This is a genomic window from Bacillus sp. AFS041924 (assembly GCF_002577195.1).
GTDB lineage: Bacteria > Bacillota > Bacilli > Bacillales > Bacillaceae_G > Gottfriedia.
On record NZ_NULG01000047.1, the window covers coordinates 17,303 to 40,506 of the forward strand.

Sequence of the window (23,204 nt, forward strand, 5' to 3'; positions counted from 1 at the left end):
ATTGTACACGATTTTTCTGTTATTTTGAAATCGTGTTCATCCAATTTTCAACAAAAGCAACAGCCTCGTCTAATTTTGAAGGATCCTTACCACCAGCTTGAGCCATATCTGGACGGCCTCCGCCTCCGCCTCCACAAATTGAAGCAGCTTCTTTTATTAGATTTCCTGCATGGTATCCTTGACCTACTAAATCTTTTGTAACACCTGCAATCAAGTTAACTTTGCCTTCATTTGCAGATCCAAGTAAAACAACTACAGATCCAATTTTATTTTTTAGATCATCAACCATCGTTCGAAGACTATTCATATCTGCTCCATTTACTTTTGCAGCTACGAATTTTACTCCATTTACTTCTTTTACGTTATTACTAATATTTCCTGCTTCAATATTGCTTAATTTTGAAGAAAGTGATTCATTTTCTTTTTGTACTTGCTTTAAATCTGATTGTAAAGTTTCAATACGAGCAACAACGTCTTTCGTATTAGACTTTAATAGACCAGCTGCCTCTTTTAGTTGGCCAATTTGTTCCTGCATATATTCATAAGCCGCTTTGCCTGTTACTGCTTCAATACGGCGAGTTCCAGCTCCGATTCCTGACTCAGAGATGATTTTAAACGTACCGATTGATGCTGTGTTATCAACATGGCATCCACCACATAGCTCTAAACTATAATCTCCAACTTGTACTACTCGTACTACATCACCATATTTTTCGCCGAATAATGCCATTGCTCCCATTGCTTTTGCTTCAGCAATTGCTTTTTCAGAAATTTGAACTGGAATGCTTTCCCAAATTTTTTCATTTACAATTTTTTCAATTGTTTCTAGTTCATCTCCAGTTACTTGACCGAAATGCGAGAAGTCAAAACGAAGACGCTCTTGGTTTACTAGTGACCCAGCTTGATTTACATGAGTTCCTAGTACAGCCTTTAAAGCTTGGTGTAAAAGGTGCGTAGCTGTATGGTTCTTAACAATGCTTGAACGGTTAGCTTTATTAATTGTTGATGTAACTTTAGCACCAACTGATAGTGCACCTTCAACAACCTTTACTCGATGTAAATTTTGTCCGTTAGGAGCCTTTTGTGTATCAAGAACCTCTACTTTTAAACCAGAAGCTGTTATCGTTCCACGGTCTGCAATTTGACCTCCACTTTCAGCGTAGAAAGGAGTTACATCAAGAATTAAATGAGCTTCTTCGCCATTTGCTACATCTTCAACTCTTTCTCCGTCTTTTATTAGAACAAGAACTGTAGATTCGACTGAACCTTCACTATACCCTACAAATGAAGATGCTTCCTTAATTTCGCGAAGTACCTCACTTTGTACTTGCATGGAGTCTACATCTTGTCTTGCCGAACGAGCACGTTCACGTTGTTTCTCCATTTCAACTTCGAATCCGTCATGATCAACGGTTAATCCTTCTTCTTCTGCATATTCTTCAGTTAATTCAATTGGGAATCCGTATGTGTCATAAAGACGGAAAACATCTTCACCTTTAATTACAGTACTTCCTTTAGCTTTAGCATCCTTCATCACATTTGTCAGCAGTGATAATCCTTCATGTAATGTCTCATGGAAACGTTCTTCTTCATTTTTAATCACTTTTTGAATAAACGGTACTTTTTCCTTCACATTTGGATAGTAGCTTTCCATAATTTCTGCAACAACAGGAACTAGTTCAAACATAAATGGACGCTCAATACCTAATTTTTTTGCGAAACGAACAGCACGACGGATTAATCGACGTAATACATATCCTCGACCTTCATTTGAAGGAAGTGCTCCATCTGCAACAGCAAAAGATACAGTACGAATATGGTCAGCAATTACTTTAAAAGCAGTATCCTTATCTAATTCACCATTGCGGTATTTTTCACCAGAAATTGTTTCAACTACATTGATAATTGGCATAAATAAATCAGTATCAAAGTTTGTATCAACTTCTTGTAGTACACTTGCCATACGCTCTAAGCCCATTCCAGTATCAATGTTCTTACTCGGTAATTCTGGGTATTCTTTACGGTCTAAACCATCTTTTGAATTAAATTGGGAAAATACGATATTCCAAACTTCTAAATATCGATCATTCTCTAAATCCTCTTTTAATAATTTAATTCCAATGTTTTCAGGATCATATTTTGTTCCACGATCATAAAAAATCTCTGTACAAGGTCCGCATGGTCCTTCACCGATTTCCCAGAAGTTACCTTCTAGTAAGATAATATGCTCTGGATCTAACCCTAATTTAATCCATAAATCATACGTTTCTTTATCTTCTGGATATACAGTAACGTATAATTTTTCTTTCTCGAAACCAAACCATTTAGATGAAGTTAATAACTCCCATCCCCATGTTACAGCATCTTCACGGAAATAATCACCGATTGAGAAGTTCCCTAACATTTCAAAAAAAGTATGGTGACGAGCTGTTTTACCTACATTCTCAATATCATTCGTACGAATTGATTTTTGTGAATTTGTTATTCTTGGATTCTCTGGAATTACACGACCATCAAAATATTTTTTTAATGTCGCTACACCACTATTAATCCATAATAATGTTGGATCTTCTACTGGTACTAAAGATGCACTCGGCTCAATAGCGTGCCCCTTTTCTTTAAAGAAGTCTAAGTACATTTGGCGAATTTGCGCAGCAGTTAGCTTTTTCATTATATTAACCTCCATTTAGTAAATTTATAATGTGATAAAATGCTTTAAAAAACAAAAAAATCCCGTCCCTAAAACAGGGACGAGATGTACTCGCGATACCACCCTGATTATGAATAGAAAGCAAATTGCTTAGGTAATTACTACCTCAAAGTCTATTCATCACCTCAAAGCGACCGTAACGTGGTCAAACGTCAGTGATTAGCTGCATTCAGGAGTAGCTTTTCTGTCACCCTTCATTAAAGTTTCTTTCAGCCTAGGAAACTTCTCTCTTTAGCACATGCTTAAATGGTCTGTGACATACTTGTTCCTTCAAAATTTTGCAAATATAATTGTATGAAAAAATAGTATCATTGTAAAAAATGAAAGTCAAGTTGAGAGACGTTCTTTTCTATTACTGAAATATCGAATGATAGAAATAATGACAACTAGCGCTGGGACAGCGAGTAATAAACCGATAAAACCAGCAATTTCACCCGCAACTAATAGTGAAAACATAATGATAACCGGATGAGTATGAATTGACTTCCCTATTATAAATGGGGAAAGAATATTTCCTTCAACTAATTGTAAAACAATTAAGATAATCCCTACTCTGATCAATAAACTTGTTCCCTCAGAAGCAGCCAAAAATAGAGTTGGTATCGCTCCAATAACCGGTCCGAAATACGGAATAATATCTGTGATTCCTATGATTACTCCTAAGACTAGTGCATACTTCATCCGAACAACCCATAGTAAAATTGTTGCTAAAATAAACAATAAAAAACAAACTAGTATTTGGCCACGAATATATTTACCAAAAGAATTATTCAGTTCCTTGGCTAAACCTTTTGTCTCATAACGCCATTTATAAGGGACAATTTTCCAAAACATACCCGTTAAGACTTTATAATCTTTTAAAAAGTAAAATACGATAAATGGGATAATAAAAATCGAAATCATATTATTTACTAATTGCTTCATCCATTCTCCAGATTTATTTAATAATGATAATCCAGATTTTTCCGCGCCATTGATCATTAAATCAATACGGTTGTGAATAAAGATTGGCATCCTTGAAGTCTTTCGGTCTATTTTCGATAAAAAATGATCATATAAAGCCATTACTTTAGGGAATGCTTTTAAAATATCGTGCCATTGTTGTTTAAAAATAGGAAGTAGCAAGTATAGCCCTAATATACATCCTCCAAAAAATAATAAATAAATTAGTAGAATCGCAAATACTCTTTTTATCCCTTTTTTATGAATGTATTCAATTGCTGGATGTAACAAGTAAGCAATCACTAATCCAATCAAAAATGGAACCATCGATTTTAAAATACCTATTACAATATTTAAATAAACTGGTTTTAAATAATAAAATACAATTCCAACTAATCCGATTAACAAAATTAAGCATAATCGGTAAATCCACTTTAATTTTAACCCGTCCATAAAAAACCTCCATACTGATAATAGTATGGAGAATTTCAATTAAATTATGTGACCAGCTATGAAATTCGTAAAATCTTCTCGCTTTACAACATTCAATACGCATTTAGTCCCTGCTTCTTTTTCAATGATCGCTAGTTCCTTTGGAAATTCCTTCTCAACACCAACTGTCAGATAAGGTAACTTCTCTTGTGCACGCCTTGATCTAGTATTTGACTGTTTTGCACCTGCAATTACATAGTCCATTTTCAACTCATTAAAAGCAATTTTTAAAATTTCAATTTTTGATGCCTCATTATATCCTTCACCCCAAAATGGAACTCCAATCCAAGTACCAATATGACAAACGCCATCTCCTCGGTCGATATGCTTTAAGGTTGTCATTCCAACTACCTCATCCTGCTTATTCAAAATGATACGATTTACTACTTTACCTTCTAATTCCTGTTGAATAATAAAATTAATAAATCCAATTGTATCCTCAATCTTATCGACTTTAATTCCTAAAGTGTCCTTTACACCTGGATCAGATGATAACTTAAAAACCTGCTCCACAAATTTTAAATTATTTTTAACAAGACTTATCTCCACTCCCATTATTACCATCTCTTTTCCATGCTTTTAAAACATGATATAAGAGCATGGAAAAGTTTTCAATGATTAATTTCTAATGAACATAAAAAAGCACATGTCTATAGAGACATGTGCCTTAAAAATTAAAGCATTTTTTTCAATGACTTTCTCATGCGTTTCATATTTTTTGAAGAAAGCCATTTATTTTCGTACGCTAATTTCATCGCAAGTGCACCTGCACCTAAACCTAAACCTAATAAAGAGCTTTTTCTAGCCATTAATTACCCACTCCTACATACTAAGTTTTCGATCCTCTTCGTCAAACAAATCATCTAACGAACTTAACGTACCATCTTCTTCAACTTGGTGGGTATAAATCATGCCTTTATTAATTGTTAGTTCAATATAGCATCCCCAGCAATAATATTGATTTACACCAATCTTCCCTAAGTCTTTACTATGACAATTTGGACAAATCACAATGCTCGCTCCCTTAGCCTAAAAAAGGCAATGTTTCTAAGCATTGTGACCAAATTTTCATAAAAATATACGTTAGTACAGGAATCGTCTTGCACTATATATTCTTAGTCAATTACATGAAATCATAAGGTGAAAGATTTGGTAATTCGTCTGAAAGCTGAAAAGGTAAATCGTCATTTATTGGTACTTCACCATTCTCAATCCCTTTTAACTTCATACATAAAGTAGTTTGTCGTTGTCCATCATCAGTTCTTCCGATCCCTTGAATAAATGCATCTTGTTCTCCGCACATAATTAGGAATTTCTTACTTCTAGTCACTGCTGTGTAGATTAAATTTCTTCGCAGCATTCGATAATAACTTTTTACAATTGGAAGCACAATAATATCAAATTCACTTCCTTGCGACTTATGGATTGAACAACAATAAGCAAGTGTTAATTGAGAAAAGTCAGGTCTAGTATAGGTCACTTCATTTCCATCAAACGATACGATGATAAGATCTTGTTGTTCTACATTTTCTTTTGCGAAAAAAATGTTCACAATTTCACCCATATCTCCATTAAAGACATTATTTTCTGGAACGTTTACAAGCTGAAGTACTTTATCACCTGTGCGGAATGTTGTATCACCAAAAATCATTTCACGTTGTTTTTCTTTTTTAGGGTTAAAAACCTCTTGTAACCCTTCGTTCAACGCATCAATTCCAGCTGGTCCACGATACATTGGTGCAAGTACTTGAATATCTCTTACAGGAAATCCTTTTTTATTGGCATTTTCACACACTTTTTTGACGACATCGACAACTTGTTGACTTGAACAACCGATAAATGATCGATCTTTTCTTTGCTCAAATAAATCCTCCGAGATTGTTCCATCTTTAATATAATGTGCTAATGAAATAATTGAAGAATCCTCAGATTGACGGTAAATATCTTTTAAACGTACCGTTGGAACTGTACCGGAGTTTAATAAATCCTTTAAAACTTGACCTGGTCCAACTGAAGGTAATTGATCCTCATCACCTACAAAAATTACTTGGCAGCCTTCAGGAATGCTTTTTAATAATTGATTCCCTAACCAGACATCAACCATTGAAAACTCATCAATGATCAGTAATTTTCCATTAAGTGGGTTTTCCTCATGATGGCTAAATTCTCCTTCTCTTGTCCAACCAAGTAATCGATGAATTGTAACTGCCGGTAATCCAGTTGCTTCACTCATGCGTTTTGCCGCTCGGCCAGTAGGTGCAGCAAGCAAATATGGGAATGGATCATCTTTCGGATAAGAATGCTGATCCAATGATAGTTCATGTATTGTCGAGAAGAGATTAACAATACCTTTAATAACCGTCGTCTTCCCTGTACCTGGCCCACCTGTTAAAACCATCATAGGAGACTCCATGGCCTTTTTAATCGCTTGTGCTTGCGAAGGTGCATATTTTACTTTCATTTTTGCTTCGAGTTCTTCTAACTCTTTTGCAAATCTAGCTTCAGTCATTTCACCAAGATCAGGAGCATCGCTCAATAATTTTTGAATCGCATTCACAATTCCTTTTTCAGCATAATAAAGAGCAGCTAAATAAATCCGCTCATCTTCCATAACAAGCTTTCCGTCAGCGACTAATCGTTTCATTTCCCGAGAAATGTCGACTGCTTCGACAAGCTCTTTATCCTGTTTCATTAACAATTGTCTAGTTTCGTCAATAAACTGGTCTTGCGTAATATAAACATGTCCTTCTTGCATCGATAAATGCTCTAAAATATAAATACAACCCGCTCGTATCCGATCAGGATGATTTCCTGTAATTCCAATTGCTCGACCAATTTCATCTGCTCTTCCGAATCCAATTCCATCCACATCTTCAATCAACTTAAATGGATTTGTTCGAATGACATCTAGAGTTGATTCATTATAAGTCTTATATATTTTAATTGATAAGCCTGTTCCTATTCCGTAGCTACTTAGAAAGCTTATTACTTTTTCAAGACCTTGATGAGATAAAATGGTCTCATAAATTTCTTTAGCCTTTGCTTTTGCCAGCCCGGGAACAGCTTCTAAGCTATCAGAGTTGTCTAAAATTTTATTTATCGCACCTTCACCTAGATGATTAACAATTTTCTCGGCCGTTTTTTTTCCAATTCCTTTAAACAAATCTGATGATAAATATTGGATAACCCCTTTTTTAGTAGATGGAAGCTCTTTTTCAAACGATGAAATTTGAAATTGTTTACCATACCTTGGATGGTCTTTTACGATCCCCTTAAATGTATATGACTCATCTTCATTCATTCTTGGAATATTCCCAGTAATTGTCATTTCCTGTTCACAATTTGATAAATTTGTATCGACCACTTTTACCTTTGCAACAGTATAAAAATTTTCTGCATTATAAAAGATAATTGTTGTGACATTCCCTTTAATATAAGGTGTCTCATCAACAAACAATTCCATTTCACTTTGCGTTTGCATTTCTCCACCTCCCAAGCCTTAAAACTAAAAAAACTTATTCTTCTTCTTTATTTTCAATCACTTTCAATGCATGCATAGCAAGCATGTGATCATCTTGATTTTCAATCGCTTTATTAAAATGATCTTTAGCAATTTCAACTTGATCATTAAACATCGCAATAATCCCTAAATTATAATGTGCATCAGCATGCTGTTCATCTAATTGTAATACCTTTTCTAAATTTACTTTTGCTTCCTCTAACATCTCTAACTTTGCTAAAGTAAGACCATATTGGAATAATGCATCGACGTCTTTTTCGTTTAGCTCAATTGCTCGTTGAAAAAATGGAAGTGCAAAACGATCATCTCCATTATTTACACAGCATAATCCAATCATAAAATGTACATCACTATCATTCATGCCCAGTTTCACACAATGTTGAAAATGATTTTTTGCTAACTCAAACTTTCCATCCTCAAAATACACTGTCCCAACTGCATAATGAGCTGCTGCTAATTCTGGATCGATTTCTAAAGCCTTTTCAAAAAAGCGACAAGCGCGTTCTACATCACCCATCGAAAGTAAAAGCTGTCCAAAATTTACATAAGCTAATGAATTAGTAGGATTTTCTTCAATTTCCTTTGTTAAATAATTAGCTGCATCTTCTAAATTTCCGTCTTGAAGGGCTGCTACTCCACGTTCAAAATTATTCATGTATAACACCTCTATGTATTTACTTTCAATTATATTGGATTATCACCATTTTAATATCATTACTAAACTTTTTAGAAATAACCAAAACATAATTTATCTATTTAACACTATCACACCGCCGTATACATTTCAAAGGAACGTTTCTTTAAATTTATCACGTCCAATTGGTTATTTCTTTTCAAAAAAAACAACCCCAACCATTATGATTGGGGTGATTAAAATCATCTTAAATACGTTAATTCTTTACCATCAATAAATGCACGGTCAATTGTTCCTCCACCTAGGCAGTCTGTTCCGTCGTAAAATACAACGGCTTGTCCCGGAGTGATTGCACGAATTTTTTCATGACATAGAATTCTTACTGAATTATCATCTAAAATTTGAACTGTTACTTCGTTATCTTCTGAGCGATAACGGAATTTCGCAGTACATGTAAATGATCCTTCTTTTGGCTTTTCAGATGTCCAACTAATATCTGAAGCGAGTACTTCATTACTATAAAGTAGCTCGTTATGGAATCCTTGTTCAACTAATAAAACATTATTTTCTAAGTCTTTTCCTACTACGAACCAAGGATCACCATTTCCACCAATTCCAAGACCATGACGTTGACCAATCGTATAATACATTAGTCCATCATGTTTCCCTTTAACTTCCCCACTCATCGTTCTCATTTCGCCAGGTTGAGCAGGTAAATAGTTACTAAGAAATTCTTTAAAGTTACGTTCGCCAATGAAGCAAATTCCTGTACTGTCTTTTTTCTTAGCAGTTGCTAAATCTGCCTCTTCAGCTATTTTACGAATTTCTGGCTTCAAATAGCCTCCAAGAGGAAACATAACCTTCGATAATTGTTCTTGGCCAAGCTGATTTAAGAAATAAGTTTGGTCTTTATTGCTATCGATGCCTCGTAACATTTTATATTCACCGTCACGAAACTCAACCCCAGCATAATGACCAGTTGCTACATAATCAGCACCTAGTGTCATTGCATGGTCAAGAAATGCTTTAAATTTAATTTCTTTATTACACATTACGTCAGGGTTTGGTGTTCTACCCTTTTTGTATTCATCTAAAAAATAAGTAAACACTTTATCCCAATATTGCTTTTCAAAATTCACTGCATAATACGGAATTCCTATTTGATTACAAACTGCAATTACATCTTCATAATCTTCAGTTGCTGTACATACACCAAATTCATCTGTGTCATCCCAGTTTTTCATAAAAATCCCGATGACATCATATCCTTGTTGCTTCAATAAATATGCCGTTACAGATGAATCTACACCACCAGACATTCCTACTACTACGCGAGTGTCTTTTGGATCTTTTTTATTCATAAATAATATCCTCTCGCACCTTAAAATTTATATTTTAACTAATCGTTTTACAATTGAAGATACACGCTCCCCAAGTATACGAATTTGTTCGTCTGTATTTCCATAACCAAAACTGAATCGAATTGAAGATTGGATTTTAGGTGAATCAATTCCAAACATTTCAACTAAAACATGCGAAGGATCTATACTACCAGCTGTACAAGCAGATCCACTTGAAGCTGCTATACCTGATAAGTCAAGATTCACTAAAAATGATTCAATTGAAATATCTTCAAATGATAAGTTTAACACATGTGGTGCAAAAAACGTCTCATTTCCATTTTTTTCAAAACGAACTCCATTTTCATTAAGGACACTTATTAAAATTTCGCGAAAACGTAAATAACTTTTTACACGCTCTTCTCTTTCAATCTGAATTAATTCCACAGCTTTTGCTAATCCAACAATCCCAGGAACGTTTTCTGTACCTGCACGACGTTTTCGTTCTTGCTGTCCACCGAATTGTAATTGCGTAAAAATCGCATTTTCACTTATATAAAGAAATCCTACACCTTTAGGCCCATTAATTTTATGTGAGGAAATTGATAAAAAGTCGACACCAAGTTCTTCAACATTTATAGGAATTAAGCCGTAAGCTTGTACTGCATCTGTATGGAAATGAGCTCTATGGTCTTTAAGAAGTTCACCAATTTCTTTAATTGGTTGAACTGTTCCGATTTCATTATTAACCATCATAATAGATACTAAAATCGTATCATCACGCAGTGCAGCCTTTACATCCGCTACATTCACACGACCTGTATGATCAACAGGTAAATACGTAACCTCAAAGCCTTCCTTTTCAAGAGCATTGCATGTATGTAATATAGCATGATGCTCGATGCTTGAGGTAATAATGTGCTTACCATATTTTTGATTTGCATAAGCAGCACCTCGAACTGCAAAGTTATCACTCTCAGTTCCACCGCTCGTAAAAATAATTTCGTTAACTTTTGCTCCTATACTATTGGCACAAATCATGCGTGCAGCATCAATCTTTTGCCTTGCTTGTCGACCAAAAGAATGAATACTAGATGGATTTCCAAAAGTTTCTTGCATTTCTACAACCATCTTTTCAATAACTTCAGGATGCATTGGAGAAGTTGCAGCATGATCTACATAAATACGTTCCATTTTTATTAAATCCTTTCTTTGATGAAGCGTTCAAACGCACTAAAATTATATATAAAACATATATCCATTTAAATCATCAGATTCTAATTTAGCTAAGTCTTCAAGACTAGTATGATCTAACACTTCATTAATCGCCTTCTGAACTCGAGTCCATAACTCTCTTTGCGCAGGATTTTCATCCTCTAGATTTTCGATTGGAGATAACGATCCTTCAAGAGCAGTTATCACTTCGCCTGCAGAAATATCATTTGGTTCCTTTGTTAAAATATACCCACCATATGCTCCACGAATACTCTTAACTAATCCCGCATTTCGTAATAGAGAGATAATTTGTTCTAAATAATGCTCAGAAAGATTTTGTGCTTTCGCAATACTTTTAAGTGAAATTGGTTTATCACAATATCTTTTAGCTAATTCAATCATAACTGTCAGTCCGTATCTTCCCTTAGTTGAAATCTTCATTAATTCACTCCGTTCAATAAACTGTATCTCTTATTTTTATCTGTTTTATCCTATTTTTAAACTGTAGTAATACAAATATTGTACACTATTTATACTATAAATTCACATGTCTGGGAAAAAATACGCCTAATCCAATTGGAAAAGTGTAATATCTAACATAAAAATCGTATGGAAATAATTTTTAGTTTTTTTTGATTACCATGTAGAAATTTACTTACTTATGAGGGTTCATGAGTTACTAAAAATGAAATTTGGGCTTATTTTCTTACTCATGAAGGGCTCATGAGTTACTAAAAACGATTATTGGACTTATTTTCTTACTCATGAAGGCTCATGAGTTAATAAAAACGATATTTGGGCTTTTTTTCTTACTCATGAAGGGCTCATGAGTTAATTAAAACGATATTTGGTCCTATTTTCTTACTCATGAAGGGCTCATGAGTTACTAAAAACGATTATTGAACTTATTTTCTTACTCATGAAGGCTCATGAGTTAATTAATATGCTAATAGAAGTTATTTTCTTGCTCATGAAGGGCCCATGAGTTAATTAATATGCTAATAGAAGTTATTTTCTTACTCATGAAGACTCATGAGTTACTAAAAACGATTATTGGACTTATTTTCTTACTCATGAAGGCCTCATAAGTTAATTAATACGCTAATTGGCCATTTTTTCTTACTCATGAAAGCCTCATGAGTTACTAAAAACGCTAATTGGCCTTTTTTTCTTACTCATAAGATGGGGTATGTGTCTCTATGGTAATAAAAAAACACCCACTATGTCATCTAGTTTATCTAAACGACATAGAAGGTGTTTTTCTTTTAGATTTTTTTCTACTTAACTTTTCAACTTCCCAGCTCGCACGAATTGAGCAGTTGCCGCTTTTTCATCGAAATCTTCAACATTTTTTCGAGATTCTTTTATGTTATTTAAAAAATTTAAGATGTTGAATTCGATGCTTTTTATTTCGTATTCGGTATCAGCATTTAATAAATCCTCTAATAAATCTAAATAAATCGCTTTCTCTTCAGGTGTTAACACTAGCCTCATTACATGCCTCCTTCATTTCAGCTAAGAATATTATTGAAACTACTATACTATTTGCTTTGAAATATTATGCAGTGAACTTACCCTTTCCCGTTCAGTGTTAAGTGCCCTACTTAAAAGGAAGCTCTGTGATGAGAGGCCAGCTAATATACAGTATCCAATTACCATACGTATATCCTTTAGCATGTTCTCTGGTATAAATAAAGAAACAAATAATGTCGAGGCTGTTGCTCCAAATAAAATGTCCGCAAGAAATCCTAAATAAAAGCCTTTCTTTCGTCTCACTGGGAGCATAATCGTACCTTTGTTAAACAAGATGTGAAAAATAAATCCGGTCACTCCACCAATGACGATCGCCAAGACATAGAGCTTAACCATGTTCATCCTCCATTCTTAATTTTAGGTACAAAAAAAATTCCTACTTTCGTTTCGAGAATAAGTTTATCGAAATGATCGCTAGGATTGGACAAGTTCTATATTAAAGTATGAACAGCTTGTACTTATTATTATAAAAGCTTAAAAATTAATTTTCAAAACAATTTGTAAAATTTATCCAATTAAAACAAAAAACAAGTTAAAAGTCCTGTTTTATTAATTAAACAAATAGACTATAAGTCTATTTAACTATTTCCCATTACCCTTAATATGATATATTTGATTTAAAAAGAAGCTAGAGGAGGTTATAAGTTGGCCATACAAAGAAAATTCAAGAACATAGTAAAACAGCTACGTCATCAGGATTTATATCAGCGAGCAAAAGGAATTGACCAACTTAGGAAGTCTCTTCGTTCAAGTGCTTCTATTGAATCGTTAATTTTTTTATTGGAAGAAGCGGGAAATAGCTTCCCGAAATCAATAGAAGATTGGGATGATGGAAGTTATCATTTAGTCGGTTTTTGTTCAGAGTTTGAACTCCCAGAATTAATAACGCCAATCGAAAAGAATTTTGAATCATATAGTGAACGCGCAAAACTTCAAGCCCTATATTTATTAATAAATCTTAAATCCGAATCAGCTAGAGATGCTTATATACGAATTATCAAAAAAAATATTAATCGATTTTCACTGGATATTGATGTTCAATTTATTTTCGAGGAGACAAATTGGGCTCCAGATATTGTAAAAAATTTATTATATTTAATCGAAAATGAAGAAACTTCTGTTTCTATTTTCCACTTGATTCTTCTATGTAAAAGGAATTCAATTACTCTTCCTTTTACATTTGCTGAAAACGAATATGTGAAAGAGCAAATTAAACTGTTTTATAAGCATAAATTAGATTCATATTTACATTACGATCAAGATTACAATTTAAAATATGTGTACCAAGCTTGGAAGGAATCTTACCTTATCGTTCGAACTGAGATGGGGATTTGCCTTCAGTTAATGCAATATTTTTTTGATGACTGTATTCGTGAATATTTAGTAGAATCACTTGAGTATAAGGATCCTTATTTAAAGGTTGATGCTGTAATCTCACTAATGGGACAAGGCGTTCAAATTAAAAAGGAACTTCTTGATTACTGTGCCCACAATATAGAATCAGCTGTATGGTTTTATACAAAACTAAATGAAGTCTCAAAAAATGATTTATATACTTTTACGGAAGAACATCAACAAAGTTTTGTAAAAAACAGATTGTTCCTTTATTTAATTGCTCATGAGGAGTTCGGGATTATACCTGACGAAATCGAAGTTATAAAACGCTATGATACTTCAAACTATTATGAACAAGAAGTAACTTATTATTTAACTAGATTTCGCAGTCATCAAGAAAACTGGAACGAAAAAGATTGGATGGCTGCATATGTAGGTGCATATATTACTGAAAATATTCCTAGTCCTCGATTTTTTGATGAAACAATAACGGCATTTACAAATTGGGATAAATATACTGAGGATGAACATAAGAATCAACTTGAATTATTAAATAAAGAGGAAAGCGATAAAATAGGGCAAGAAGTCATTTTGGAATCGAAGCCACCTTGGCATTTTGGGACTTATTTTCTTGGTTTTCTAACGGCTATGCGAACCGGTACTGCTTTTGGTAATCATGATCCTATTTATTTTTTATTGCTATCTATACTCTGGCTTATTTTCTTATTTAAAGTGTATGCCACAATCCAACTTCGAAAAGAATCGAAAGTTATTTTAACTAGTAGACAGCTAAGCTTAAAAAAGGGAAAAGAATTGAAGTCAATTGAGCTTCATAAGATAAACCGGATAACAATTGAACTTCGAAAATGGGGTAAAAACGAAGGTAAATTGGCTGCATATCAACGAAAAGTAAATTATATTGTTTTCTATGATCATGATGACGAAGAGATTTTATCAATTCCATCAACTTTTATAAACCCTGAACTACTTTTATTCGAAATAAAACTATTAACAAATCATTTAGTAGAAACTCCAAATAAAGAAGTTTTTGATAATGATGTAAGTGCTTAAAAGTCGAGATATTATCTCGACTTTTTTATTCATGCTCCGTTCATATTAAGTTGATATGATATTGCTTAATTAGATTTTCACACTAAATAACGGAGGCAGTTTTTTTATGTATTCTAAAAAAAGTTGGTGGATTTTATTTATTTTTTCGCTTTGTGTCATCATTCCTTTTATGGCTCCTTATTTTCTACTATCTCCTGAAAATAGTCGTATCCAAATCAGTTCAGCTTCAATTCAATTCCCTGCTTTAATTACACATATCTTTTTTGCATTTATCGCTTTAATTGCTGGTTTCTTACAATTTGTTAAAGACATTAGAATTCGTAATCCTCGAACCCATCGTATAATTGGTAAGATTTATTATATTAGTGTTTATATAAGTGGGCTTCTTGCATTAATTGTTACTCTTTATATTGATAATTTTTCAAAGGCAATTTCTTTCCTTGTTTTAGCTATATTATGGATTTTCACTACATTAAAGGGAGTTCTTAGTGCAAAGAAGAAAGATTTCAGTACTCATAAAATCTGGATGACTCGAAGTTTCGGAATCACTTTAGTAGCAGTCAGTGGTAGACTTTTAGTGCCAATTATATTTTTAGTTTACTTTTTACTAAATGGATTTCATATCCCTGGTGGTAGAGAGAGCATGGTTGAAGAAGCTTTAAACGTTAATATATGGCTAGGATTATTCATTAATTTCATTATTATAGTATGGGGAATTTTAAAAAGAGAGAATAAAAAAAGGAAGGTAGTTTAGGCGAATAATCTCGCTTAAAACTACCTTCTCTTTTTTTATGTATTATTTTTGATTTTTCTTGAACTGTTGTAGTTTTTCAAAAATAGCTCCATAACGTTTTTCGTTCCCTGCTTCTTTTGGTTTATAGTAAACTTGATTCACAAGTCGTTCTGGAAGATATTGTTGATTTACCCAACCGCCAAAATTTCCTAATGGATGATCATGTGGATAAATATAATCAATCCCATGCCCCATATCCTTAGCTCCCGCATAATGGCTATCCTTTAAATGTGCTGGAATATCATCATGTAGCCCACTTCTCACATCATTTAATGCACGATCAATTGATGTAACACTAGAATTAGATTTTGATGACAAACACAGTTCAATTACTGCATTTGAAAGAATAATTCTTGCTTCAGGAAATCCAACTTGCTTTGCCGCTTCACAAGCTAATACAACCTTCCAAGGATCGCCAGCTAATCCGATATCCTCGTAAGCAATAACTAATAATCTCCGTATGATGCTAGTTATATCACCTGCTTCAATTAGCCTCGCTAAATAATATAGTGCAGCGTTAACATCACTTCCGCGAATACTCTTTTGAAATCCAGACAATGTATCATAATGAAAGTCGCCATTTTTATCGTGATTAAATCCTTTAGAACGAAGAAACTCATCAATAATCTCATCTTGAACTACAATTGTTCCGTCTGATTCCTTAGGAGAACCGTAGACAATTGATTCCAAAATATTTAATGAGGACCTCGCATCACCATTTACTCCATGAGCAATTTTTAAAATTTGTTCTTCTGAAATTTGGATTTGTAATTGACCTAACCCTCTATCTTCATCTCTTAAGGCTTTATCTAATAATTTATAAATATGTTTTGGTAAAAGCGGATCTAGTTTTAGTATATGGTTGCAGCGACTTCTAATCGCACTGTTTACATCGTGATATGGATTCTCAGTTGTCGCTCCAATTAAAGTAATAAAACCACTTTCTACATATGATAATAAATAATCCTGTTGTAGTTTCGACCAACGATGAATTTCATCAGCAAAAAGAATAATCTCACCGAACATTTTTGCTTCATGAACAATATCCTCAAGTTCTTTTTTACCTGAAGTAGTCGCATTAACAGTTACAAATCGCTTATCAACAGTACCAGCAATCGCATATGCAAACGATGTCTTACCTATTCCAGGTTCTCCATGAATTAACATAGAAGGAACTCGTCCGTTATGTATTAATCGATATAAAGCTGATTCTTTTCCAATAATTTTATCCTGACCAATTAATTCATCAATTGTTCTTGGTCTCATACGGTACGCTAGAGGTTCATGACTCATTTTTCCCCCTCCTTTAAACTCTTCCTTCTATTGTAAATGAATTGGAAACATTTTTCATCTTCACCTGAAAATATTTCTCTTTATTAAACAAATTATTTGGTGAAGATAATATTAGATGAATTTAAGAAGGTGAAAAAAATGAATGCTCCTAAAACAAAATGGTCAACTGAAGATGAACATACATTAATTGAAATAGTTGAAAAGTATGAAAATAAAGGTAAATCCAAACAAGAGGCATTTGAAATGGTAGCAAATATTATTAATCGAACAAAAGCTGCATGTGCTTCTCGATACCGAAAAATATCAAAAAAACAAAATAATGAAATAAAGGATTCTTATGAATTTACCGAATTAAATACGCCTATAAATCATTCCTCATTGAACTTAGAAATGAGCATCCAATTCTTAAAAAATTTAGAACAAAATCTTCGAATTAAAAAACAAAATAGTCTACTGAAAGAAAAAATTAGAAAAATAAAACAAGAAAATGAAGATTTAAATAAGAAAATAATTAATGCAAAAACATTCATCCAAAAGAAACAAAAAGTATTAATCAATCTAGTTGATTAACTTTAGACAAAATACTGTAAAACATTCACAGGTTATTAAATCTCGTACTATTGTATAATGAAGTAACAAAATGCATGCAAAGTAAGGAGTATCATAAATGAATTGGAAAAAAGGCGGTCTTTGGATCATTATATTTTTTATTATTAAAGGTACACTTTCAACACTTTTAATTGTTACAGGTGCTAAATACTTTAATTTATCATATATTCAAATTTTATTTCTTGTTGTTATATTAATTGGAATTTCAATTATTGGACGTCAGTTTGTGAGGATACGTAAAAATAGAATTAAAAAAGAAAAGGATTTAAATATGTAAACCAACTAAGAAAGCTACTAAAAGTTTGAAACCCCCAATCTAATTGGGGGCTTTATTTTACTTACTAGGTTTTCTCTTATTCAACTTAACCGATTCCATGTCGTTAACAACGCCATCATTACCAACTCTACCTTTTTTCTCGACGACATTATTTTTATTTTTAGATAGTACATTTATCTGATTGGATAAATTGTCTACATTTTGTTGAGTTCGATCTTTTTCCATGTCATTATTACCACTACATGCAGTTAATATTGTTAAAGATAATCCGAAAGTACATAACACTTTCAAAGCTCTATTCATTACAAACACCTCCTATTGAAGGTAGTTTTTGCATTATAAATAAAAAAACTGTAGGAAATTAATTCCTACAGTCAGACTGCCCACTAAGTTGTTTTTATTCTTTTCCTACACGCTTAATTTCAATATCTTTAATTAATTCACGTACAGCATGACTAGCTGCGATCAGGCCAGCAACTGAAGGTACAAATGCGTTTGAAGATGGTGGCATTTTTGCTTTACGAATTTTTGTATTTTCATCTGGCACGATTTCTTTACGTACATCTTCGCGAATGACAATTGGGCTTTCATCTGAATAAACAACTGTAACCCCTTTTTGAATACCTTCTTTGCGAAGTTTAGTTCGAATAACCTTTGCAATCGGGTCATGTGTTGTTTTGGAAATATCTGCAATTTTAAATCGTGTTGGATCCATCTTATTGGCAGCACCCATACTTGAAATAAGTGGAATTCCACGACGGCGACACTCTTTAATTAAGTGAATTTTATATGTAATTGTATCAGATGCATCAATTACAAAATCTAATGGAATTTCGAAAAACTTTTCAAATGTTTCTTCTGTATAAAACATTCTATGAGTAATTACTTCGCACTCAGGATTAATTTCAAGAATACGTTGCTTCATCATTTCTACTTTAGGCTCTCCAACAGTCGATAATAAAGCATGAATTTGTCTATTCACGTTTGTTATATCAATAACATCTTTATCCACTAGAATTAAACGACCGACTCCAGAACGCGCTAAAGCTTCTGCAGAAAATGAGCCAACTCCTCCAATACCTAAAATAGCAACCGTACTGTTTTGTAATCGCTCCAAACCTGCTTTACCAAAAGCAAGCTCATTACGAGAAAATTGGTGTAACATTTATTCAACTCCCACTATCTTAATCAGATTACAATGATTTAAATATACATGATACAAGCTATTTACATCAAGCTTGAATTAAAGAAATACAGATTTTTTCTTAATCTTTCAACAAGAAAAAGGAAAGGGTTAAGAAATTCACTTCCTTCACCCTTCCTTTTTATTTTACTCTTCTACAGTTGTTTTTAACGCTAATTCTTCTAATTGTGCAGAAGAAACTGGACTTGGTGCATTTGTTAATAAACAGCTTGCTGACGCCGTTTTAGGGAATGCAATTGTGTCACGTAAATTTGTGCGACCTGCAAGTAACATTACGATACGGTCTAAACCTAACGCAATTCCGCCGTGTGGTGGAGTCCCGTATTCAAATGCTTCCATTAAGAAACCAAATTGCGCTTGCGCTTCTTCTTCTGAGAATCCTAAGCACTTGAACATCTTTTCTTGGACGTCTCTTTCGTAAATTCGAACTGATCCACCACCAAGCTCATAGCCATTTAATACTAAGTCATAAGCTTGAGCTTTTACACTACCAGGCTCAGAATCTAATTTTGCTATATCTTCACGAACAGGTGATGTGAATGGATGATGAGCCGCAAAGTAGCGATCTAATTCTGGATCGTACTCAAGTAATGGCCATTCAGTGACCCATAAGAAATTGAATTTAGATTGATCAATTAAATCTAAATCTTTACCTAGTTTTAATCGAAGTGCGCCTAAGCTGTTTGCAACGACTGAGGCATCTGACGCTACGAATAAAATTAAGTCACCAGCTTCGGCTTCTACAGCTAATTTTAATGTAGCAAATTCTTCTTCACTAAAGAATTTAGCGATTGGTCCTTTGAAACCATCTTCTTCAAGCTTTAACCAAGCAAGGCCTTTTGCTCCATAACGACCAGCATATTCTTGAAGACCATCAATGTCTTTACGTGAATAGTTTGCTGCTTGACCTTTTACGTTTAAACATTTAACTTGGCCACCGTTTTCAACCGCTGAAGTAAATACTTTAAATCCACTTTCTTTTGCGAAAGAAGAAACATCGATTAACTCTAATCCAAAACGAGTATCTGGTTTATCAGAACCATAACGATTCATCGCTTCCGCATAGCTCATTCGAGGAAGTGGCGTTACTAATTCAACACCTTTTGTTTCCTTCATCATTTTAACCATCATTCTTTCAGTCATTTCCATAATTTCCTCTTGAGATAAGAAACTAGTTTCAATGTCTATTTGAGTAAATTCTGGCTGACGGTCAGCACGTAAATCTTCATCACGGAAGCATCGTGCAATTTGGAAATAACGCTCAAAGCCTGAAACCATTAATAATTGTTTAAATATTTGAGGTGATTGTGGTAAAGCATAAAACTCACCTGGATGTACACGGCTAGGCACTAAATAGTCACGAGCTCCTTCCGGTGTACTCTTCGTTAAAATTGGTGTTTCAACTTCTAAGAAGTCTTCACCGTCTAAGAAATCACGAATTGATTTTGTAATTTTTGAACGTAATTTAAATGTGTCATACATAACCGGACGACGTAAATCTAAATAACGATATTTTAAGCGAAGGTCTTCAGCAACCTCTGATTTATTTTCAATCGCAAATGGAGGATTCTTAGCTTTGTTAATAATATCAAGCTTTTCTGCAGAAACTTCAATTGCTCCAGTTTCAAGATTTGTATTAACTGTACCTTCACCACGAGATACTACTTGCCCTTGAACATGAAGAATAAATTCATTACGCACAGATTCCGCTAATGCTAATGCTTCACCTGAAGTTTCAGGATTAAAAACGATTTGCACAAGTCCAGAACGGTCACGTAGATCAATGAAAATTAATCCACCTAAATCACGTCTTTTTTGTACCCAACCTTTAAGTGTTACACTTTGACCGATATGAGATTCTCTTAGTTCTCCACATAGATGCGTTCGTTGTTCCATTTTCAATTCCCCCATTTGTTTATTTAGAGCTTACGTATTTAACAAAGATGTCTAATGCGACTTCCTCTTGTACACCAGTTTCTTGGTCTTTTAAATTAATGACCCCGCGTGATAATTCTTCCTCACCTAGAACAGCTACAAATTTTGCTTTATAACGCTCTGCTGCTTTGAATTGAGCTTTTATTTTACGATCTTGGTAATCTTTTTCACAAACAAGACCAGCTTTACGTAATTGATATAAGATAGCAGTTGCATCTTTTTTCACTTCTTCTCCAAGTGCGATTAAAAATACATCCATTTCTTGTTGGACTGGAAGTTCGATCCCCTCTGTTTCAAGAGCTAATAATAAACGCTCGATACTTAACGCGAAACCAATACCAGGTGTATCTGGACCACCGATTTCTTCAACTAAACCATTATAGCGACCACCGCCACTTAAAGTTGATATTGTACCGAATCCTTTACCTTCTATCATGATTTCAAATACAGTGTGATTATAATAATCTAAACCACGTACTAAATTCGCATCTATTTCGAATGGAATTTTCATAGCTGTTAAATAAGATTGAACAGCTTCAAAATAGTTTAATGACTCTTCATTTAAATATTCTAAAATTGAAGGTGCAGTTTTCATAGATGGGTGATCATGATCTTTTTTACAATCTAACACACGTAATGGGTTTGTTTCTAAGCGCTTATTGCAATCGCTACATAACTCATTTGCAACTGGTTTGAAGTGATTAACAAGTGCTTCACGGTGTGCTTTACGGCTTTGTAAATCCCCTAAACTATTAATAACTAATTTAACATTTTTTAAACCAAGACCACGATATAGGTCCATTGAAAGTGCTAATACTTCAGCATCGATTGATGGATCATTACTTCCTAATGCTTCAATACCGAATTGTACAAATTGACGATAACGACCAGCTTGTGGACGTTCATAACGGAACATAGGACCAATATAGTATAACTTTGTAGGTTGATTACTACTTCCGAACATTTTATGTTCAACATAAGAACGAGCAATTGACGCAGTTCCTTCTGGACGTAATGTTAATTGACGATCTCCGCGATCAGTAAATGTATACATTTCTTTTTGAACGATATCAGTTGTATCCCCAACTCCTCGTTGGAATAATTCAGTATGCTCAAACATTGGCGTACGAATTTCGTTATAGTTATATCGCTTGCATAAATCCTTTGCAAACTTTTCAATATACTGCCATTTTTCAATCGTACCAGGTAAAATATCCTGGGTACCTCTTGGGATATTAATCGACATTGTAAATCCTCCTAAATAATAAACCTTTATAAAAATACAAAAAACCCTCGTGCCTACTGAAATAAAATCAGTAGGGACGAGAGTTATAAGCCCGTGGTGCCACCCTAATTGAAGAACGATAAACTGTTCTCCCACTTTCATCGTTAACGCCGATTACGTTTATCCTTACTAGATTCCGTTCAGAATAAAACCTCGGGAGTGTCTTTCAAATAGTCTACTTGTGGAAATGCTCTCAGCCACGGCACTTCCTCTCTCTACAAGAGTTCCTATCCTACTTTTCTCCGTCTATGGAATGTTACTATGTATCAATATGTTATTTAATATCTTACGTTCGGATACAATAAATGTCAAGGACAGATAAAATTTTTTTACGAACGCTCTAACTGTCTTTTTAAATCACGAACTTCTCTTAAAGTTAATCCAAACTCGCTAGCCATCTCTAATGAATTGGATTCTTGTCCTCTGTTTTGAAACTCATGAAAATCCATATTTAAGACACCTTTTCTACCTGATCCTAGACTATTACGGTTATTTATTCTCATGTTGCAGTCTCCTTCCAAGTATGTTGTTTATAGGATGTCCAAATATTACATGGATTAATCAACTAAAGTAAATTCAGTTCTTGCGACATAGGTGAAAATGTGTAAAATTTGAGTATTTCTATTCAATTTATATCGTCATAAAAAATTGTATATGCGAAAGGATTTAATGGGATTTTAGTTATTTATGTGAGGTCTTGCTTATTTTATTTTGTATTTGTAATAAAAACCAGGTAGATTCTATAAAATTATCCAAAAAAATCACCATTTTTTTGGATAATAATCTGTTCCTCAGAATTTAATTGTGATTCCGAGTTTTTAATTGCGATTCTCAGTTTTTAATTGCGATTCCATGTTTTAATTTGCGATTCTTAGTTTTTAATTGCGATTCTTAGTTTTTATTTGCGATTCCTCATTTTTATTTGCGATTCTCAGTTTTTATTTGCGGTTTCCAGTTTTTATTTGCGGTTTCCATTTTTAAATGCGATTCTCAGTTTGTACTGACCCCATAAAGTT

At 33.6% G+C, this 23,204-nt stretch carries 22 protein-coding genes and 1 other annotated feature; of the genes, 4 read left to right on the top strand and 18 right to left on the bottom strand.

Features of this window, described 5'->3' with window-relative positions:
* Positions 1-19 precede the first annotated feature (19 nt).
* The 12 genes from alaS to COC46_RS13970 all read right to left on the bottom strand — a co-directional run bounded on the left by alaS (position 20) and on the right by COC46_RS13970 (position 12,722).
* The gene (gene alaS / locus COC46_RS13915; RefSeq protein WP_098810308.1) at positions 20-2,671 is read right to left on the bottom strand and encodes an alanine--tRNA ligase; all 2,652 of its coding nucleotides are present in this window, start codon (positions 2,669-2,671) and stop codon (positions 20-22) included.
* A gap of 366 nt (positions 2,672-3,037) precedes the next feature.
* Positions 3,038-4,105 (bottom strand): AI-2E family transporter, encoded by a 1,068-nt coding sequence (locus tag COC46_RS13920; protein ID WP_098810309.1) that lies wholly within the window; start codon positions 4,103-4,105, stop codon positions 3,038-3,040.
* 39 nt (positions 4,106-4,144) lie between these two features.
* Positions 4,145-4,699, bottom strand: a complete 555-nt coding sequence (locus COC46_RS13925) for a GNAT family N-acetyltransferase (protein WP_098810310.1) — start codon at positions 4,697-4,699, stop codon at positions 4,145-4,147.
* Positions 4,700-4,818: 119 nt separating this feature from the next.
* On the bottom strand, positions 4,819-4,953 hold the full coding sequence (locus tag COC46_RS13930; protein WP_098810311.1) for a DUF3918 family protein: 135 nt from the start codon (positions 4,951-4,953) through the stop codon (positions 4,819-4,821).
* Positions 4,954-4,966: 13 nt separating this feature from the next.
* A complete protein-coding gene (locus COC46_RS13935; RefSeq protein ID WP_098810312.1) occupies positions 4,967-5,158 on the bottom strand; it encodes a hypothetical protein in 192 nt (63 codons plus the stop codon).
* A 109-nt stretch (positions 5,159-5,267) separates the two neighbouring features.
* Positions 5,268-7,625, bottom strand: a complete 2,358-nt coding sequence (recD2, locus tag COC46_RS13940) for an SF1B family DNA helicase RecD2 (protein ID WP_098810313.1) — start codon at positions 7,623-7,625, stop codon at positions 5,268-5,270.
* A gap of 34 nt (positions 7,626-7,659) precedes the next feature.
* Positions 7,660-8,319: a tetratricopeptide repeat protein gene (locus tag COC46_RS13945; protein ID WP_098810314.1), complete on the bottom strand. Its 660-nt coding sequence runs from the start codon at positions 8,317-8,319 to the stop codon at positions 7,660-7,662.
* A 221-nt stretch (positions 8,320-8,540) separates the two neighbouring features.
* Positions 8,541-9,659 carry a tRNA 2-thiouridine(34) synthase MnmA gene (gene mnmA, locus COC46_RS13950; RefSeq protein ID WP_098810315.1) on the bottom strand — a complete coding sequence of 373 codons (1,119 nt, stop codon included), beginning with the start codon at positions 9,657-9,659 and terminating at the stop codon, positions 8,541-8,543.
* A gap of 27 nt (positions 9,660-9,686) precedes the next feature.
* Positions 9,687-10,832: a cysteine desulfurase family protein gene (locus COC46_RS13955; protein ID WP_098810316.1), complete on the bottom strand. Its 1,146-nt coding sequence runs from the start codon at positions 10,830-10,832 to the stop codon at positions 9,687-9,689.
* A gap of 45 nt (positions 10,833-10,877) precedes the next feature.
* The gene (gene cymR / locus COC46_RS13960) at positions 10,878-11,294 is read right to left on the bottom strand and encodes a cysteine metabolism transcriptional regulator CymR (protein WP_098810317.1); all 417 of its coding nucleotides are present in this window, start codon (positions 11,292-11,294) and stop codon (positions 10,878-10,880) included.
* A gap of 840 nt (positions 11,295-12,134) precedes the next feature.
* On the bottom strand, positions 12,135-12,347 hold the full coding sequence (locus COC46_RS13965; protein WP_098810318.1) for a hypothetical protein: 213 nt from the start codon (positions 12,345-12,347) through the stop codon (positions 12,135-12,137).
* Positions 12,348-12,389: 42 nt separating this feature from the next.
* On the bottom strand, positions 12,390-12,722 hold the full coding sequence (locus COC46_RS13970; protein ID WP_176545157.1) for a DUF4257 domain-containing protein: 333 nt from the start codon (positions 12,720-12,722) through the stop codon (positions 12,390-12,392).
* Between the two features lie 309 nt (positions 12,723-13,031).
* Here COC46_RS13970 and COC46_RS13975 point away from each other — a divergent pair, with 309 nt between their 5' ends.
* Together COC46_RS13975 and COC46_RS13980 are read left to right on the top strand one after the other, a co-directional pair.
* Complete coding sequence (locus tag COC46_RS13975) at positions 13,032-14,792, top strand: hypothetical protein (protein WP_098810320.1); 1,761 nt, start codon at positions 13,032-13,034, stop codon at positions 14,790-14,792.
* Between the two features lie 106 nt (positions 14,793-14,898).
* Positions 14,899-15,546 carry a DUF2306 domain-containing protein gene (locus COC46_RS13980; protein WP_098810321.1) on the top strand — a complete coding sequence of 216 codons (648 nt, stop codon included), beginning with the start codon at positions 14,899-14,901 and terminating at the stop codon, positions 15,544-15,546.
* Between the two features lie 42 nt (positions 15,547-15,588).
* Here the strand turns inward: COC46_RS13980 and COC46_RS13985 are convergent, their stop codons facing one another.
* A complete protein-coding gene (locus COC46_RS13985; protein WP_098810322.1) occupies positions 15,589-16,878 on the bottom strand; it encodes a replication-associated recombination protein A in 1,290 nt (429 codons plus the stop codon).
* A gap of 138 nt (positions 16,879-17,016) precedes the next feature.
* Here COC46_RS13985 and COC46_RS13990 point away from each other — a divergent pair, with 138 nt between their 5' ends.
* Both COC46_RS13990 and COC46_RS13995 read left to right on the top strand, forming a co-directional pair.
* The gene (locus COC46_RS13990; protein WP_098810323.1) at positions 17,017-17,448 is read left to right on the top strand and encodes a Myb-like DNA-binding domain-containing protein; all 432 of its coding nucleotides are present in this window, start codon (positions 17,017-17,019) and stop codon (positions 17,446-17,448) included.
* Between the two features lie 97 nt (positions 17,449-17,545).
* Positions 17,546-17,764, top strand: a complete 219-nt coding sequence (locus COC46_RS13995) for a hypothetical protein (RefSeq protein ID WP_098810324.1) — start codon at positions 17,546-17,548, stop codon at positions 17,762-17,764.
* A gap of 57 nt (positions 17,765-17,821) precedes the next feature.
* On the opposite strand, the gene COC46_RS14000 is transcribed toward COC46_RS13995, so the two are convergent.
* The 5 genes from COC46_RS14000 to COC46_RS22230 form a co-directional block, all read right to left on the bottom strand.
* The gene (locus tag COC46_RS14000; protein WP_098810325.1) at positions 17,822-18,067 is read right to left on the bottom strand and encodes a hypothetical protein; all 246 of its coding nucleotides are present in this window, start codon (positions 18,065-18,067) and stop codon (positions 17,822-17,824) included.
* A 94-nt stretch (positions 18,068-18,161) separates the two neighbouring features.
* Positions 18,162-18,929 carry a tRNA threonylcarbamoyladenosine dehydratase gene (locus tag COC46_RS14005; protein WP_088013659.1) on the bottom strand — a complete coding sequence of 256 codons (768 nt, stop codon included), beginning with the start codon at positions 18,927-18,929 and terminating at the stop codon, positions 18,162-18,164.
* A 165-nt stretch (positions 18,930-19,094) separates the two neighbouring features.
* On the bottom strand, positions 19,095-20,864 hold the full coding sequence (gene aspS, locus COC46_RS14010) for an aspartate--tRNA ligase (protein WP_098810326.1): 1,770 nt from the start codon (positions 20,862-20,864) through the stop codon (positions 19,095-19,097).
* A 19-nt stretch (positions 20,865-20,883) separates the two neighbouring features.
* Complete coding sequence (gene hisS, locus COC46_RS14015) at positions 20,884-22,149, bottom strand: histidine--tRNA ligase (RefSeq protein ID WP_098810327.1); 1,266 nt, start codon at positions 22,147-22,149, stop codon at positions 20,884-20,886.
* Between the two features lie 69 nt (positions 22,150-22,218).
* Positions 22,219-22,446, bottom strand: a binding site (T-box leader).
* Positions 22,447-22,517: 71 nt separating this feature from the next.
* The gene (locus tag COC46_RS22230; protein ID WP_088013656.1) at positions 22,518-22,691 is read right to left on the bottom strand and encodes a hypothetical protein; all 174 of its coding nucleotides are present in this window, start codon (positions 22,689-22,691) and stop codon (positions 22,518-22,520) included.
* Positions 22,692-23,204: the final 513 nt, after the last annotated feature.